The organism is Thioalkalivibrio sp. ALE28 (assembly GCF_000377425.1).
In the GTDB taxonomy this organism is placed as follows: Bacteria; Pseudomonadota; Gammaproteobacteria; order Ectothiorhodospirales; family Ectothiorhodospiraceae; genus Thioalkalivibrio.
In genome coordinates, this window is record NZ_KB898103.1 from 42,330 (window position 1) to 58,855 (window position 16,526).

The window sequence follows — 16,526 nt, forward strand, 5'->3', positions numbered from 1 at the left end:
TCCTCAGGGTGTGGGCCCTCGTGAGGCCCACTTCACGACCAACTCGGTTGCGCACCGGCCTTTGCAGAGTTCGAATGCCGGAAGGCTGCGACCGATTGCCCCCGCGATCGCGGATGGCATCGGTGCTTCCAGCCAGTCTGCGGTGCTCAGCGGTTTGATTTGGCCGCTGTCTTGCGGCCCCGTTGTCAGGGAGTAATCGGTGATGCTGCTTTGCGTAACCGCGTGTCCGCCGGGGTTGAGGTATCGCACGCTCTTGCCTGGCGCGCAGTCGAGCACGACTCGCTGTGTGATGCGCGGGCGATCCAGGTGAATGGTCAGCTCCAGATGGGCCGCGATGCCCTCCAGGCGAGGGCGCCGCAGGGCGGACTGGCGGCCAAGCTGGCCGCCCAGCAGGCGCCAGTCCAGGGCCGCAAGTGCGCGCGCGGGGAGGCCCGTGATCGGGGGGCGATGCAGTGCCCGGGGGTGGCCGGACAGGGAGACCCGTACGAGTCGTTCGTCTTGTGTGACTTCACACGAGTCGAAATCCGTCAGGCCAAACATCACGCCTTCGGACTCGAAGATCGGCGTCCACCCGGCCAGGGCCGGGTCTGCCTGAAGCGCTTTTAGCGAAACCCGCGCGGGCGCGGGGCACAGCGGTTGGCCTTGCCATGTCATGTGCAGCGGGACGCCGCCGGCGTAGCGCAGCTCTGCCGCGCTGCGGCTGAAGGCCTGGGGTGGCTGGCCACGCCCGGAAACCAGCGCAAAGACCGTGGCGGGATTGCCCACGCGGAACTGTTCCGAGTGCGGATCGTGTGCAGGGAAGGGCTGGGTGGCCCGAAGGTCGATTGGTATCGGCGCGCGCTCCGCCTGTGTGGCCCGGTGCCGTGCCCATGAAACGATGGCAGCCGTCCAGGCGTTGTATACCGACAAGTGCATGTAGGGGTCGTAGCCGCAACCGGCTGTGGACCGGTCCGCCGGGTTCAGTGCAATGAAGCCATCGGCGCGCGTCTGTGCCTGCCAGCGGTCCAGAATGCCATGCAGCATTCGGGCTGTGGCAGTCTCTCGAGCCGAGGATTGGCCCGCGCCCAACAGGATCAGGCTGGCCACCAGGCAGGCATCCCCGAACAGGGCGTGGCTGCTGCGGCCCAGGCCACCGACATGCCCGTGGCCATCCCAGGTTTGCAGGCTCCATTGCAGCAGGCGCGCCACGATTGGCTGCCAGGCCTCGGCCTCCCCGTATTCCGCGGCCATCACGGCGACGAACAGGGCCTTGTGGTGGTAGGCGGCGGGTGTGGCACCCGTTCTGGATCGGCCCGGGTGTGCTGGGTAGTCGATGAAGGCGCCGTCCGGGGTCGTCCACTTGTCGAACAGTCCGAGTAGTCGCCGTGCAGCCCGGCCCTTGCGGAGGGCGGGCGCCTCCTGGAGATCGCACAGACGCGCGAGCAAGGTCCAGTTATTCGACGGATACCCGCGCGCCAGTCTGCAATCGCGTGCGAGGCCGCGAAGGCGGGAAGCTTCGCGCGGGTCGCCGGTTTTGTTCGCTTTGCAGTCGGCCAGCAGGTTGAGCAGGAAGCGGTTGAAAGGCGCATGCCCCCGATCCCTCGTGGGAAGTGCCTGCCAAGCCGTCAGGGCATTACGGGCCGCGATGGAGTGGTCGCCATCCAGAAGCGTCAGGGCCAGCGCCGTGGAGATCTGTCCGTAATGATCGGGTGGCGTGGGTGACTGATCCTGTGGGTCCCATAACCCGGATTCGGGGTGGCTGTGGTCGCGCAGTGTGTCGGCAAGCGCCTGCAGTGCGGTATCGAGCCGAGTTGTTTCGAACGCGTCGCGCGTTCGCGAGGAGCCTTGCGCCACTGGTGCGGGCACGGTCTCGCGCTCAGCGGGACGAGGACGCATCGCGGCCAGAGTCGCTCATCATCGAGCCCGACATGATGGTATCAGGCGCACCGGTCGTCGGTTCGTATACCGGTTTTGTCGCTGGCGCCGAGGTCTGCGGCCCCGTCACCGTAGGGGAACGCACCGCCGCCCTCTCGGGCGCCGGGACCGTTTCCAGTTCGCGCCGCATGATCACAGCGAGAGCGATGAAGGCATATAGGAGGTTGAAATAGGTCACATCGAGGAATGTGCCAGCGACCAGATATCCCAGAAGACCGATCTGCAGCGCCCAGGCATACTCGGCCAGCCATATCTGCCCGGTGCGGTATCGGGCGGTACGCCGGATTCGGTTGAACGTCATGAAGGTGAAGGCCATGAGAGTCAGGAATAGCCCCAAGCCCACAAAGCCGTGTTCCTGCATCAGGCCAAAGTAGACGCTATGGGGCGACAATACATGGCGCCATACGCCCTCGAAGTTCGCATAGGAGATGTACCAGTCATACCCAAGGTGATGCGCACGAAAGCCGGCTCCGGTCACGGGGTTTTCCATGGCAATGTTCCAGGCCACCCCCCAGGACTGGATACGCATCATCGCGGAGTTGTCTTCCTCGTAGGCCTGGATCGTCTGCCACCGCTCAACCAGCGGTTCGGGCGCCGTAACCCCTACAAGGGCGACCAGGACAAATCCAGCCAGGACCATCAGCCCCTTCTTCTGCATATGCAAGAACAGGAACGGGACAATCGCCAGTAGACCAACAAAGGCGCCGCGCGAATGTGTCGCGAGGATCGCGATGGCGGTTAGCCAGAAGACGGCATAGGAGAACCACCCGATGGGCCGCGAGAAGCGATTCAAGAGCCCGACGCCGAGGTCGGCCGCCCAGCGCCGGTCGAACATCCGGGCGGTGGCCAGGATCAGCGGCAGCACCATGACCATCGCCAGCCCGATATACGTATTGCCGGACAGGTAGGATCCACTGGGGCCCAGAACGTGATACCCGCCACCGGTCTGGATCGCGAACAATCCGCCCTTGAAACCGTAGAAGGCAATCGAAGCGGTAATGACCAGCAGCAGCCAGACAATGCGGCGCTCACCGTAGATCAGCATCGGCGTGATGAAGGTGATCAGCAGGATCTTCATCACGTGGATCCAGAAGTCCCACGCCCCGCTGGAGTTGACCGCGAAGTGGCTGGTCATGGCAAAAAAGCCCGCCAGCACAAACAACATGACTGTCTCCCGTGTGAACGGGAACGGTTTTCGATCCTGGGCCAGGAACAGCGCGATCAGTGTGGCTCCGCCTACGTAGGTGGCCAGCGGTGCGCCGCGCATGAAACTCCAAGCGTGCCATTGGGGGGCAAATAGCCCAACCCAGAACCATGCAAGGATGCCGATCCACGCATAGCGCACGATCAGCGGCAGCAGTACGGCGATGATCAGGGCGAGGAGGTAGTCACGCATGCAGTTTGCATCTCGCGCCGCTGTGGCTGGTTCAGGCGATAGGGGCTGGCTCATGGCCCGTTTCGTCGCATGTTACACGCGGCCGCTCCCGTGTAACCCCGGGCCGACGAACGGGCTACTAACGGTGCGCCTGGGCCGCGGCCGGAAGCCGCTGGTGCCTGGGGTATGATCGAGCCGTCATTTTCCGATAGCCCCGGGCGCCGAGATGTCCTTTCTTGTGCACGATTCCGTATGGATGCAAGCCGACAGCGCAGCGGCCGCCCCGGCCCTGCGCTATCGGGACGAGGGCGAGGACTACGCGACAGTTGCGGCCAGTATCGATCGAGCCGCCCGGCGCCTTCTGGGGTGCGGTCTGGGGCGTCAGGAACGGGTGGCGGTCTACCTCGACAAGCGGCCGGAGACGGTGCACGCCCTGTTCGGCGCCAGCCGGGCCGGCGGCGTCTTCGTGCCGGTGAACCCGTTGCTCAAGGCGGAGCAGGTGGCGCACATCCTGCGCGACTGCAATGTGCGCATCCTCGTTACCTCAGCGGACCGCCTTTCGGCGCTGAGTCCGGTCCTCGCCGGCTGCCCCGATCTGCATACGGTGCTGGTGGTGGGCCCGGAGCCTAGCCAGGACTCGGGTGATGCCGAGGTCGGGCATGTCCGAGTGGATGCCTGGGATGCCGCGCCGGAGCGTGACGGCTTGCGCCCGCACCGGGTGATCGATACCGACATGGCGGCGATCCTCTACACCTCCGGGAGTACCGGACGTCCCAAGGGGGTCGTGCTCTCGCATCGCAACATGGTCGCGGGGGCGCAAAGCGTTGCGACCTATCTGGAGAACCGGCCCGAGGATCGTCTCCTCGCCGTGCTGCCGTTCAGCTTCGACTACGGCCTGAGCCAGTTGACCACGGCGTTTCGCACCGGGGCCCAGGCCGTGTTGCTGAACTACCTGCTCCCGCGCGACGTGATTCGGGCGGTGGAGCGTTACGGCATCACGGGGCTGGCGGCCGTGCCTCCGCTCTGGATTCAGCTTGCGCGTCTGGAATGGCCCGAGGCGGCGCGGGAGACGTTGCGCTATCTCACCAACTCCGGTGGCGCGATGCCGAAGGAGACGCTGTCGGCCCTGCGAGCCGCACTGCCCGGCACCGACTGCTATTTGATGTATGGCCTGACCGAGGCGTTTCGGTCTACCTATCTTCCGCCCAAGGAGCTGGATCGGCGTCCCGGCTCCATGGGCCGGGCGATCCCTAATGCGGAGATCCAGGTGGTCCGCGAGGATGGCAGCCCCTGCGCCCCCGGCGAGCCGGGAGAGCTGGTGCATCGTGGCGCCCTGGTCGCCATGGGGTACTGGAACGATCCGGAACGTACGGCCGAGCGGTTCCGCCCGGCGCCCGGCCAGCCGTCCGGTACCCCGCTGCCCGAGATCGCGGTGTGGTCCGGCGACACGGTGCGCATGGACGAGGACGGCTTCCTGTATTTCGTGGGCCGCCGGGACGAGATGATCAAGACCTCGGGATACCGCGTGAGCCCTAACGAGGTGGAAGAGGCGGTCTATGCCACGGGGCTGGTGGCGGAAGCCGCGGGGCTGGGGGTGGAGCACCCGGATCTGGGTCAGGCCATCGTGCTGGCGGCCCTGCCCCAGGCCCCGGGTTTGAGCGAGGACGACTTGCTCAACGCCCTTCGTCCCCATCTGCCGGGCTTCATGCTGCCGGCGCACGTGGGGCTGCGCACCGAGCCGCTGCCGCGTAACGCCAACGGCAAGATCGACCGCAAGGCGCTTGCTGAAGAATTCGGCGATCTGTTTCGGGAGGGGGTGCCGGCATGAGCGATGTCCGCCCCGGTCACAGCGCGATGGAGCAGTTCACGGTAGTGGACGACTGTCTGCAGATCGGCGGTATTTCGCTGCCCGATCTGGCCGCGCGTGTCGGCCAGACCCCCTTTTATGCCTACGACCGTGCCGTGATGATGCGCCGGGTCGAACACCTGCGCAGCAGCCTTCCGGACGGCCTCTCCCTCCATTACGCGATCAAGGCCAATCCGATGCCGGCTGTGGTGCAGCATATGGCGGGTCTGGTGGACGGGCTCGACGTGGCCTCGCAGCGGGAGATGCAGGTGGCTCTGGATACGGGCACTGCGCCGGACGAGATCAGCTTTGCCGGGCCGTGCAAGTCGGTGCCGGAGCTGGAGGCGGCGGTAGCGGCCGGCATCACGATCAACCTGGAGTCGGAGACGGAACTGGAGCGTATCGGTGCGATCGCCGAACGCACGGGGCGGCTGCCGCAGGTGGCCGTCCGCGTGAATCCGGATTTCGAGCTGAAGAGCTCTGGTATGCGCATGAGTGGCGGGCCGAAGGCCTTCGGCGTCGATGCCGAACGGGTCCCCGATCTGCTGGCCCGTATTGGCGAACTGGGGCTGCACTTTCGGGGCTTTCACATCTTCTCGGGTTCCCAGAACCTGCGACCCGAAACGCTGGTCGAGGCGCAAGGGCAGACGTTCGAGCTTGCCCTGCGCCTGGCCGAGTCCGCGCCGGGCCCGGTCGAGATGCTGAATATCGGCGGCGGCTTCGGTATCCCCTATTTCCCGGGTGACCCGTCGCTGGATCTCGGCCCCATCGCGGAACACCTGGCGGAGCGCTTGCCGGCGGTACGGGATGCGCTTCCGGACGCGGAGATTATTCTCGAACTGGGGCGCTACCTGGTGGGCGAGGCGGGTATCTATGTGGCCGAGGTGCTGGACCGGAAGGAATCGCGCGGTCAGGTCTTCCTCGTCACCAACGGCGGCCTGCACCACCATCTGGCCGCCTCCGGCAATTTTGGCCAGGTGATTCGCAAGAATTATCCGGTGGTGGTGGGCAATCGCGTGCAAGGCACCGAACGCGAGGTCGTGAACGTGGTGGGCCCGCTGTGCACGCCGCTGGACGTACTGGCCCAGCAGATGGAGCTGGCGCGCGCCGATGTGGGCGATCTGATCGTGGTCTTCCAGTCGGGTGCCTACGGCTACACCGCCAGCCCGACGCGCTTTCTGAGTCATCCGGAACCGGTGGAGATCCTGGTGTGAACAAGCAACCGATCGCTGCCCTCGACCCGAGCAGTCAGGCCGAGGCTGGTGAACGCCCATGAGCCAGCGGTGTTCTCCAATCGTTGTCGTGGGCAGCGGGCGTTCCGGCACGACATTCCTGGCCAAACTTCTCGACAGTCACCCCCGTGTTCTGTATCGACACGAACCGGATTGGGCACTTGTCGACAGGTCAATCCCGTTTCTTCCCGGGCCGGACGATCGGGAACGCTGTCTGCGTCAGGCGGGCGAATATTTAAGGCGGTTGGAGAATGTTCGGGCGCTTAAGGTCAGCGGCAAGGAGCCCTTCTTCCGCAAGTCTTACCGGTCCAGCCCGAGAGAGGCCGCTTACCGGCTCAATGTTGCGGCCGCTCGCCTGCTGGACCGGGTGGGGATCGCACAGAAACGAGACACCGTCCGGGACATGGTTGGCCGGGGTGCCCCCGATAACGTGGTGACTGTCATCAAAAGCGTGAATTCGGTGGCGCGGGCACCGTTGTTTGCGGATGCGCTGCCCCGTGTGCGGCTTGTGCATATCGTTCGCCATCCGGCTGGGGTCATTGCATCCAGACTGCGCGGAGCCGACAGGGGCCTTATGGACTCTCGGGTCTACATCAACAGCCTGTTCGACGCGGGCTATGCGGACCAGTGGGCGTGGCAACGAGAGGAGGTCAAGAGCTGGCCTATCGAGAAGCAGTTGGCCTTTGAGTGGATGGCGGTTAACGAATTCGTTTACCGATCACTCGAAACCCACGAGGCCTACATGTGTGTGACTCATGAGGCGTTGTCCCGGTCCACCGAGGCGGAAACCAGAAAGATCTTTGCCCACGCAGGGCTTGACTGGAATGAACAAACGGCTGGGTTTGTTCAGTCGCTGACCTCTCGTTGCGGCCAGTCCGGTTACTTCGACGTGCAGCGGGCGCCGGAGACTCAGATCGCCAAATGGCGCGAGGAACTGACGGAGCAGCAAGTGTCCTGGATCGAAGAGGTCGTCACGCCCTCATTGGTGGGCAAGTGGTTTCTTTGAGCCATTTGCGGAACGCTGGCCAGACTGATCGGTGTCGCCTCAAGCGCGTACTTCTCTCGGCCCCGTGAGGTTGCGGGCCAGGCGCAGGCCGAAGCGCAGGGGGGTGCGATCCCAGGGGGTGAAGCGCGGGAGCTGGAAGAGGTCGGAGTCCGCGCGTGCAGCACCCGGCGCGGTGGACACGGCGGCCTCGAAGCCGCAATCGCGCGCGATCTGCACGTGTTCGGCGGCGTAGTCCTTGTCCGGGCGCCCGTTGGGGTAGGCGAACAGGCGTGGCGCCCGCCCAAGCAGCGCCTCGAGGTCGTTCCGGCCCTTCTGGATCTCGGCCCGGGCGGTGGCCGCGTCCACCTCGGTCAGGATGGGGTGGGTGGCGGTGTGGCCGCCGATTTCCATACCCGCGTCCGCGAGTTCGCGCACCTGCTGGCCGCTCATCATCAGGTTGTCCGGCAGTTGCAGGCCAAAACGCGCGGCCAGAGCCTCGGTACCGGCTCGGCGCTGTTCGGCGGGCTGGTACTTGAAGCGGCTGATCAGCGCGTGGATCAGTTTCAGGCGGTCCTGGTGGGTCTCCAGCGCCCACTCCCCGAGGCCTTCCGGGCTCATGTCGGCATTTTTCGGCAGGCGGCGCACCGTCTCGATCAGGGTGTCGTTGAACATCCGGCCGCCATCGAGATAGCCGGTGGCAATGAAGAACGTGGCCGATATGCCTTCCTCTTGCAATATCGGCAGCGCGACCTCGGCGTTGTCGGCATAGCCGTCGTCAAAGGTCACGCATACGGCCCGTGGTGGCAGGGTGTGGTTTTGCAGGCGTTCGACGGCCTCGGCCAGCGGTAATGGGTTCATGTGGCGGGCCAGCAGGCGCATCTGCCAGCGGAAGTCATCGGCGTGCGGATCACCATCCAGCAGCGGGTCGGGCTCCGGCAGTACGCGGTGGTAGATCAGGATGGACAGACGCCCCCTGGAGCCACCAGGCGACATAAGGGACAGCAGCGAGCGCAGCAGCATGAGGCCTAGACCGTCCGAATGCGCGCGACGCAGCACCGCCGGGCGATGACGGGGGCGGTCTGCTCGCTGGCCTCGCTGACCCGCACCAGCCTGTGCGGCGCCCGGCCAATTTTCATGAACCTCGGCCGGGCGCCGACCCCTCGCATGGTTTTGCATGGCGGATGAGATTTCATGGTTGTCGCGGTGTTCTGTTGGTGGATCTTCAGGGCGCTGTCGTGGCGCCGCCGACGGACGCTGCTCGTGTCCCTGGCGGGACTGTGTGGCCGGTCCAGATCCCTCCTTCAGACTTACTCTAACCTGCCTGCAGAAACATGCCGGCCCTTCGTGAATGACCCGTTATATCGCGAGGTGAGAGGGGAGCGTGACAAGGCCGGTTGAGCGGTCCACCTTTAGGTAGGTCTAGGATCAGGTTGTTGCGTTCCTGCGTCTGATTGCTCGTTGGGTTGGCGGGCCGGGGCAGTGCGCATGCGTTTCCTTGCGTGTGGTTCGTTTTCGGGCAATCCGCCGGAGCTATTCAAGGGGGTGGGCCATGGACTACAGGAAGTTGTTCAGCCCCCGCCGGCTACGAACGGGTTTGCGCGGCCGGTTCCTCGATGCACGGGATACCTGGCGTCACCTGAAGGACGAACAGGCCTATTTCAAGGCTCGCTTCCCGAGCGCATTCCGTCGCTATCGGTACTTGGCCTCGCGGGGATTCTCGGCGCGCGAGATCAGGCTCTGGGGGTTGATGAATCCTGGGCTCGGTCGGCGGGCCCTTGAGCAGTATGTCAGCAAGCGCGAGATGCTGAAGGTTCAGGCGAGGCACAGTCCTGTTGGGCACGCCGCCCTGCTGGAAGACAAGGCGGTTTTCTATCGCTACTGCCATGAACTGGGATTGCCTATTCCGGGGACCGTCGCGTTTCTCTCGCGGGACCTTGTGCGATTCCCGGATTCCCTGGAGCCCTTGTCCAGCGAGGACATGGCGAACGCCCTCTATAGAGAAGAGGGGCGTGAGTTGATCCTCAAGCCTGCCAACGGTGTGTATGGGGCCGGGATTCGCCGGCTTCGGGTCGTGGAGGGATGGTTGCAGGAAGGTGAGCGCATCCTTGATCTTGGGGATCTGCTTGCTGAGCTCAAAGGGCAGACGTGTTATGTCCTGCAACGCAGGCTTGAAAATCATCCGTCCATTGCGGGCTGGACGGGCCTTGAAACGGTCCAGACCGTGCGGATCGCGACCGCCATGCCCGCGAGTCCCGGCTCCAGCCCGACATTGATCTCGGCAAGTTGGCGCTCTGTAGCCACGAATGTTGATAACGACAACTTCAACTACGGGGATACCGGAAACCTGCGCGCGCGACTGGACCTTCTATCCGGCCGGATTCTTCGGGTAGTCCGCGCATCGCCCTCGGGCATTGGCCTGGAGGAGGTTGAAAACCACCCCAATACCGGATCCCAATTGGTTGGCAGAACATTGCCGCACTGGGAGGAAACACGGCGACTTGCTCTGGCAGCCGCGCAAGCGTTCTATCCGATTCGTCTTATTGGATGGGATGTCGCGATCACCCCGCAGGGGCCTGTGTTGATCGAGGGTAATTACTGGTTCGACCCGGACAACGCCTGGGGCGAACTAAGGAGTCAGCTGGACAACGCCTTGAAGCATTGACGGGCCGGGAGGTAGGTCGTGGCTTTGCAGCGACAGTGGTACTGGACATCCAGCTGCTGGCCGGTCCGCTTCATCGTGTCGGTGCTGGCCGGCAGTGCAGCAGTGGCTTACACACCCGCGGTGTCGGCGGATGTCGCGACCGTTGCGCAGTCCGCGCCCTCGGCCTCGCAAGTCGTGCGCGCGGGGCCGGAGGATTACCGGGTGGCGGTGGGTGCGCTTGAGCCCGGTGACTGGTTGCGGCTGGAGCCAGGGGGCTATCCGCGTTCGCTGCGGTTACACGGAGTGCGCGGGACGCCGGAGCGGCCCATCGTGATCAGCGGGCCGGCGGAGGGTGAGCCGGCCGTGCTGCGCGGGCGCCGCGGGGAGAACACGATCAGCCTGGTGGATGCGGAACATCTGGTGATCCGGCATCTGACGCTGGATGGCGGCGGGGAACCGGTTGCGGGGGTGGTGGCGGAGGCGCGCGGTGACGGCGTGCATCACGTGACGCTGGAGCACCTGACCATCCGCCATTATGACCGTTCGCAGGGCAACACGGGGATCACGACGCGCGTGCCGGCCTGGGGCTGGGTGATCCGGCACAACGAGATCCATGATGTGGGTACCGGGATGTATCTCGGACAGCCGGATGGCACCAGCCCGTTTGTCGGTGGCGTGATCGAGCACAACCATGTGCACCGCACTCTGGGGTACAACATCCAGATCAAGCACCAGACGGAAAGGGAGATGATTCCGGATCAGGACCCGGGCCCGCGCGAGACGCGGATTCGCTTCAATTTTCTGAACAAGGCAGAACGCGGGAGCGACGGGGCCCGGGCCCGCCCCAATCTGCTGGTGGGGCATTTCCCGCCCACCGGCCCGGGGTCTGAAGACCGCTATCGCATCGAAGGGAATCTGCTCTACCAGAACCCGCACGAGCGATTGTTCCAGGGCGAGGGCAACCTCCTGATCCACGACAACCTGTTCGTGAATGATGTCGGCGATGCGTTGCTGGTCCGCCCGCACAACCATGTGCCGCGGGAGATCCACGTTGTGAACAACACGGTCCTGGCGAGCGGGTTCGGGATTCGGGTGGACGAGCCCGACCAGGCATACGAGCAGGTGGTGGCGGGCAACGCCGTGTTTGCCGGGAATCCCCTGCAGCTTTCAGGCGGTATCGCCGGTGACCACAACTACACCGCACCGCGGGAAGACGCGGCCCGGTATCTGGAGGCACCGAATGCGGGACTGGATGCCCTGGATCTCTACCCGCGCGCGGGCGGTCTGCGGGAACGTGGGGACAGCGTGAGTTCGCCCGCAATCGCGGGCGCGGATCACGATTACAATGGCCGCCTGCGCGAACGACCGGTCTGGGGCGCCTTTGCCGGTCCGCCGGGCCCCAATCCGGGGCGCGTGGATGAGATAGGGCCACGCGTACCGGGTTGCGCGCCCTGCCAATAGGGAAACATGGATCTGTGTTTCCGTGAGGCGGGCGCGGTCCAGGGACAGAACGGCCCCCGCCGGGGTGCCGCATGACGAAGAGCAACGAGAACGGACATCTTATGCATACGCTTCCCGCGCTGGATGAAGTCACCATTGGGGTCATCGGTCTTGGGTATGTCGGCCTGCCGCTGGCCGTCGAATTCGGCCATCACTGGTCCACCATCGGGTTCGACATCGACCCGGAACGGGTGCGGCAGCTGCGGGCCGGAGTGGATCGCACGCGCGAGGTGGAGGCGGACAAGCTGGCGGCCACGCCGCATCTGGAATACACCTCGGACCTGGAGGCGATGCGGGCCTGCAACGTGTTCGTCGTGACGGTGCCGACGCCCATCGACCGGCACAAGCGCCCGGACCTCGGGCCGCTGCTCGGGGCCAGCCGCAGTGTGGGGCGGGTGCTGAAGCCGGGCGATACGGTGATCTACGAATCCACCGTGTATCCGGGGGCCACGGAGGAGGATTGCGTGCCGATCCTCGAGGCGGAGTCCGGTCTGGTGCACAACCAGGATTTCTTTACCGGCTACAGCCCCGAGCGCATCAACCCGGGCGACAAGGAGCACGGGGTGACCTCCATCATGAAGGTCACGTCCGGCTCCACGCCGGAGGTGGCCGACTTCGTCGACGCGCTGTACGCGCGGGTGATCACCGCCGGTACGCACAAGGCCGAGAGCATCCGCGTGGCCGAGGCCGCCAAGGTGATCGAGAACACCCAGCGCGACGTGAACATCGCGCTGATCAACGAGCTGGCACTGCTGTTCGAGCGCCTGGGTCTGGATACGGAGGCGGTGCTGAAGGCGGCCGGGACCAAGTGGAACTTCCTGCCGTTCCGCCCTGGGCTGGTGGGCGGCCACTGCATCGGCGTGGACCCGTACTACCTGACGCACAAGGCGCAGGCGGTGGGGCACCACCCGGAGATGATCCTGGCCGGGCGCCGTGTGAACGACTCGATGGGCGCCCACATCGCGGACAACACGGTGCGGGCCCTGGTGCGCAAGGGCATCAACCCGGTGGGCGCGCGCATCCTGGTGATGGGGCTGACCTTCAAGGAAAACTGCCCCGACCTGCGCAACACCCGCGTGATCGATATCCACGCGACCCTGGCCGGCTACAACGCCGAGGTAACCGTCTTCGACCCCTGGGTGGACCCGACCGAGGCCGAACACGAATACGGCATCACCCCGGTGACCGAGACCCCGGCCCCGGGGCAGTTCGATGCGATCATTGTCGCGGTGCCGCACCGCGAGTTCCTGAAGATGGGGATCGAGGCGATCCGGGCGCTGGCACGCCCGGAGTCGGTGATCTTCGACGTGAAATCGGTCTTCCCGCGCGCGGCGACCGATCTGCGCCTTTAGCAGCTGGGCGGTTTCGCTTCGCGTCTCCCGGGATACCGGCGCGCAGCGCGGCTGGTGAACGGCACGCCCGCATAACGCCTGCGCTGTTCCCGGACGAGGGCAGGTTTAAAGTGGCGGGACGCCCTTCGTCCCGGGAGACGCCTAAGCATGCATCCCTCCGCGTTGTTGCCCCATGGTTTCCACCGTACAGCCTGACGGCGGCGGTGCTGCGCCCGCTGTGCGTCCATGGGCGGCGCGTGGCGGAATACATCCCTGGATCGGCGTTTCCCCCACCCTTCGATGAGCCCGCCGGCCGCCGCTGTGGAACCTCTGTCGCTGCGCACCTGTGCGCTGTGGGCCTGGCTGTCGCTGGGGGCGGCGATCTACCTGACGCTGCTGCCGTTCGAATTCGGCTCGGTGAGTCTGGAGCGTGCCTGGGAGATCTACCGTGGCATGAGCCTGACCGGCCCCGGGACCAGCGGCCGCCAGCAGTTCATGGCCAATGCCCTGATGTTCCTGCCGCTGGGGTTCTTCTGGACCGCGTGGCTGACCCATGGCCGCCGCAACCGGCTGACGGCCTTTGCGGTGTTCACCTTCGTGGCAGCCCTGGGGCTGGCGGTTACGGCGAGCGTGGAGTTCCTGCAGGTCTGGCTGCCCTATCGGCACCCCGCGGGCGCCGATATTGCCGGTAACTTTTCCGGGGCCGTGGCCGGTTCGCTCGTCTGGCTGGCCCTGCGCGATCCGCTGGTGCGCTGGCGGCAGGTGCTGGAAGGCGCGGGTGCGCAGACCCTGACCGCCGGTCTGGTGGTCTATGCCGTGCTCTACGTGCTGATTGGCTTCGTCCCCTTTGACTTTGTACTGGCCGCGGACGAGTTGCGGGCCCGGTTGGCATCGGATGCCTGGGGCTGGTGGGTGGCGGCCGGCGCCTGCACGGGTGGTCTCCGCTGTATCAGCTGGCTGACGCTGGAGGTGGTGGTCAGTGTACCGGTGGGCTTGCTCCTGGCGCTTTGGCTGCAGCGGCGCGGAGCTTCGCTGCTAGGGGCCGGGATTCCCCTGGCCCTGCTGCTGGCGGGCCTGCTGGAGCTGTTGAATCTGGCGACTCTGTCGGGGATTGCCGAAGGACGTTCCGTGCTGCTGCGGGCACTGGGGATGGGGATCGGCCTCGTCCTGTTCCGGCGCCTGCCCGCGCATCCCCATGGCGTGATCCGGACGCTGCAGCAGTTCGCCACCCCGTTGCTTGTGACCGGCGCTGTCGCCTATGCCTTGCTGCTGGTCGCACTCAACCACGGCTTCGGTGCGTTTCACGCCGACGGGGAGGCGGTCCGTGCCCAGTGGGCCGACCTGAACCTGTGGCCGTTCTACTACCACTACCACGTGGACGAGATCCACGCCCTGCGCAGTACCGCGCTGCACCTGGCCATGTACGCGCCTCTGGGGATGCTGGTCTGGCTCTGGCAGTTGCGTCATCCACTGCAACCGGCCGCGTTGAACCTGCTGGCCGTCGTCGCGGGGGCGGTGCTGGCACTGGCGGTCGAGGCCGCCAAGCTGTTTGTGGACGGTGCCCGCCCGGACCCGGCCAGCCTGGTCCTGGCCGGGCTGGCGGCCGGGTTCATGGCCGCCTCGCTGCAGTGGCTGGAACGCGCGAGCGTCGCGGGTGTCGGGCAACCGGCCGTCGCGTCGCGACACGAGCCCCGGAGTGTTGTCCCGGGGCCGGGTGATCCAGGCCCGGTCGTGGGCTCTCTGCAGCGGTTCCGTCAGGCCCTTGGTGGCCTCCTGGCTTTGGTGGCCGTACTGGCGGCGGTGACCTGGCCGGTGGCGCCAGTCGCGCTGGCTGCGGGGTTGCTGGTCTACGCCGTATTGCTGGCCTGGCGTCCGCAGGCCTGGCTGGTCGTGATCCCGGTTGTGCTGGCCACGCTGGACTTGACCCTCTACCACGGGCGTCTGTTTGTCTCCGAGCTGGATCTGTTCCTGTTGATGACCCTGGCCGTGGCCCTGTGGCGAGGGCCCCATGCGCTGCATGCGGGCGTATCGCTGCTGCCGCGCGGGATTTGCTGGCCACTGGGGCTGCTGGTCGTCTCCACCCTGATCGGCCTGGCGCTGGCCCTGTGGCCGCCCGGAGGCTGGAATCCCGGCGCAGCGGTGCACTTTGCCCACGAATGGAATGCGCTGCGGGTGGCCAAGGGACTGCTGTGGGCGGTGGTGCTGCTGGCGGTGTTGCGCGTGGCGCCCATTCCGGTCCGGGAGCAGGTGACACGCTGGTTTCTCCCGGGCGTGGCCCTGGCCCTGCTGGCGCAGCTGGCCTTCGTGGTGCGGGAACGGATCACCTACCCCGGGCTGCTGGATTTCGACAGCGGCTACCGGCTCTCCGGCCTGTTCTCGGAGATGCAGGCCGGTGGCCCCAGTATCGAGAGCTTTCTGGTGCTGGCCTTTCCACTGGCCCTGATCTGGTTCTGGAGGCAGCGCCCCGGCCTGATGCTCGCCGGGGCGGCTGCGCTGGCGGTGGGGACGGCCTATGCAGTGGCCATGACGTACTCCCGCGGCGGGTATCTGGGGCTGGTCGTGGCGGTGGTGGTCCTCGCCGGCGGGGTATTGCTGGCGGCGCTGCAGGGGCGCATGCGGGCACGCGGCGGGGCGCTGATCGGCGTGCTGTTGTCGGCCGCAGCGATCGCCCTGATTGCGGGCACGACCCTGGGCGGATTCGCCGAACAGCGTCTGGGTCAGATCGAGCGCGACTTCGGCAGTCGCGTGGATCACTGGCAGGCCGCGCTCGAATTGCCCGGTGGCGGGCCTCTGGCTCCCCTGTTGGGTCGAGGCGTCGGCAGTTTCCCCGAGCACTATCGCACCGGGAACCGCGACGGGCGCCTGCCCGGCAACCTTGCGTTTACCCGCGAAGAGGGTGAGCCGCGCCTGCAGCTGGGCGGCGGCGATTCGCTGTTCGTCAATCAGCGGGTGGACCTGCCGCGGGAGGGTGTCTATCGCGTGACGGTTGAGGCGGCCAGCGCCCGACCCGCGGGTTTTCGTCTGTTCCTCTGCGAGAAGCCCATCCGCCATTCGTTCGCCTGTCGCAGCGAAGGGGTGCAACTGGAGGGGGACGCGCGCCAGACGGTTGAGTGGACCTTCGATCTCGATCCGATGGGGTCCCGCCCATGGCCGTTCCAGCGCGGGCTGGTGCTGTCACTGGCGGTCGATGCACGGCAGCAGTCTGTCGTCGAATTTTACAACGTTCAGCTCCGGGGCCTGGACGGTCGCGAGTACGTGGCAAACGGCGACTTCCGGCATCTGGGGCGTCACTGGTATTTCACCACGGATCACCTCTGGCCCTGGAGGGTCGAGAACCAGTGGCTGGAGCTCTATTTCGACCAGGGCTGGCTGGGCCTGGTCGCCTTCGTCTGGCTGACACTGGCCGCTCTGACCCTGCTGGTACGGCGCGGGCTGAGGGGCGATGCAGTGGCGCTGGCCATGGCGGCCGCGCTGGCGGGGGCATTGACGATTGGCCTGTTCAGTACGCTGTTCTTCTCGCCGCGTATCGCGCTGTTGTTCTATCTGGTGCTGTTGCTGGGGGTGGCCTCCGCCATCATGCACGTCGAGGAAGAAAGCCGGACTCGGGTCCGGATGCCGGCCGGTTCAGACCCGAAGGGTGCCGGTTGAACACAGTGTCTGGATTATTCGACAGGCCTGAACGGATGGACGGTCGGTGGGGTG

10 protein-coding genes are annotated in these 16,526 nt (G+C 65.9%); 7 read left to right on the top strand and 3 right to left on the bottom strand.

What is annotated here, in order from left to right:
- Positions 1 to 3: 3 nt before the first annotated feature.
- Positions 4 to 1,833: a hypothetical protein gene (locus D105_RS0110875; protein ID WP_018878417.1), complete on the bottom strand. Its 1,830-nt coding sequence runs from the start codon at positions 1,831 to 1,833 to the stop codon at positions 4 to 6.
- A 22-nt stretch (positions 1,834 to 1,855) separates the two neighbouring features.
- Positions 1,856 to 3,310: a putative O-glycosylation ligase, exosortase A system-associated gene (locus tag D105_RS0110880; protein WP_018878418.1), complete on the bottom strand. Its 1,455-nt coding sequence runs from the start codon at positions 3,308 to 3,310 to the stop codon at positions 1,856 to 1,858.
- Positions 3,311 to 3,545: 235 nt separating this feature from the next.
- On the opposite strand from D105_RS0110880, the gene D105_RS0110885 reads away from it, so the two are divergent.
- Genes D105_RS0110885 through D105_RS0110895 form a run of 3 tightly spaced genes read left to right on the top strand, consistent with a single transcriptional unit; the run spans position 3,546 to position 7,373 of the window.
- Positions 3,546 to 5,117, top strand: a complete 1,572-nt coding sequence (locus D105_RS0110885; protein ID WP_018878419.1) for an acyl-CoA ligase (AMP-forming), exosortase A system-associated — start codon at positions 3,546 to 3,548, stop codon at positions 5,115 to 5,117.
- Positions 5,114 to 6,349 carry a pyridoxal-dependent decarboxylase, exosortase A system-associated gene (locus tag D105_RS0110890; RefSeq protein WP_026280473.1) on the top strand — a complete coding sequence of 412 codons (1,236 nt, stop codon included), beginning with the start codon at positions 5,114 to 5,116 and terminating at the stop codon, positions 6,347 to 6,349. The genes D105_RS0110885 and D105_RS0110890 overlap by 4 nt, the downstream gene beginning before the upstream one ends.
- Positions 6,350 to 6,407: 58 nt before the next feature.
- Positions 6,408 to 7,373 (top strand): sulfotransferase, encoded by a 966-nt coding sequence (locus D105_RS0110895; protein WP_081619304.1) that lies wholly within the window; start codon positions 6,408 to 6,410, stop codon positions 7,371 to 7,373.
- Between the two features lie 39 nt (positions 7,374 to 7,412).
- Here the strand turns inward: D105_RS0110895 and D105_RS0110900 are convergent, their stop codons facing one another.
- Positions 7,413 to 8,372, bottom strand: coding sequence for a polysaccharide deacetylase family protein (locus D105_RS0110900; RefSeq protein ID WP_018878422.1), 960 nt, complete (start codon positions 8,370 to 8,372; stop codon positions 7,413 to 7,415).
- Positions 8,373 to 8,901: 529 nt separating this feature from the next.
- Here D105_RS0110900 and D105_RS0110910 point away from each other — a divergent pair.
- The 4 genes from D105_RS0110910 (at position 8,902) to D105_RS0110925 (ending at position 16,472) form a co-directional block, all read left to right on the top strand.
- Entirely contained in the window at positions 8,902 to 10,014 is a 1,113-nt protein-coding gene (locus D105_RS0110910) for a sugar-transfer associated ATP-grasp domain-containing protein (protein WP_018878424.1), read from the top strand.
- A 309-nt stretch (positions 10,015 to 10,323) separates the two neighbouring features.
- Positions 10,324 to 11,454, top strand: coding sequence for a hypothetical protein (locus tag D105_RS0110915; RefSeq protein ID WP_018878425.1), 1,131 nt, complete (start codon positions 10,324 to 10,326; stop codon positions 11,452 to 11,454).
- A gap of 101 nt (positions 11,455 to 11,555) precedes the next feature.
- Positions 11,556 to 12,845: a Vi polysaccharide biosynthesis UDP-N-acetylglucosamine C-6 dehydrogenase TviB gene (gene tviB, locus D105_RS0110920; protein ID WP_018878426.1), complete on the top strand. Its 1,290-nt coding sequence runs from the start codon at positions 11,556 to 11,558 to the stop codon at positions 12,843 to 12,845.
- Positions 12,846 to 13,124: 279 nt separating this feature from the next.
- On the top strand, positions 13,125 to 16,472 hold the full coding sequence (locus tag D105_RS0110925) for a VanZ family protein (protein ID WP_018878427.1): 3,348 nt from the start codon (positions 13,125 to 13,127) through the stop codon (positions 16,470 to 16,472).
- Positions 16,473 to 16,526 lie beyond the last annotated feature (54 nt).

Excerpts from the sequence above, each read along its gene's own strand:
- D105_RS0110890 (WP_026280473.1), top strand. The coding sequence starts at position 5,114 with ATGAGCGATGTCCGCCCCGGTCACAGCGCGATGGAGCAGTTCACGGTA.
- D105_RS0110925 (WP_018878427.1), top strand. The coding sequence starts at position 13,125 with ATGAGCCCGCCGGCCGCCGCTGTGGAACCTCTGTCGCTGCGCACCTGT.
- D105_RS0110895 (WP_081619304.1), top strand. The coding sequence starts at position 6,408 with ATGAGCCAGCGGTGTTCTCCAATCGTTGTCGTGGGCAGCGGGCGTTCC.
- D105_RS0110880 (WP_018878418.1), bottom strand. The coding sequence starts at position 3,310 with ATGCGTGACTACCTCCTCGCCCTGATCATCGCCGTACTGCTGCCGCTG.
- D105_RS0110885 (WP_018878419.1), top strand. The coding sequence starts at position 3,546 with ATGCAAGCCGACAGCGCAGCGGCCGCCCCGGCCCTGCGCTATCGGGAC.
- tviB (WP_018878426.1), top strand. The coding sequence starts at position 11,556 with ATGCATACGCTTCCCGCGCTGGATGAAGTCACCATTGGGGTCATCGGT.
- D105_RS0110900 (WP_018878422.1), bottom strand. The coding sequence starts at position 8,372 with ATGCTGCTGCGCTCGCTGCTGTCCCTTATGTCGCCTGGTGGCTCCAGG.
- D105_RS0110910 (WP_018878424.1), top strand. The coding sequence starts at position 8,902 with ATGGACTACAGGAAGTTGTTCAGCCCCCGCCGGCTACGAACGGGTTTG.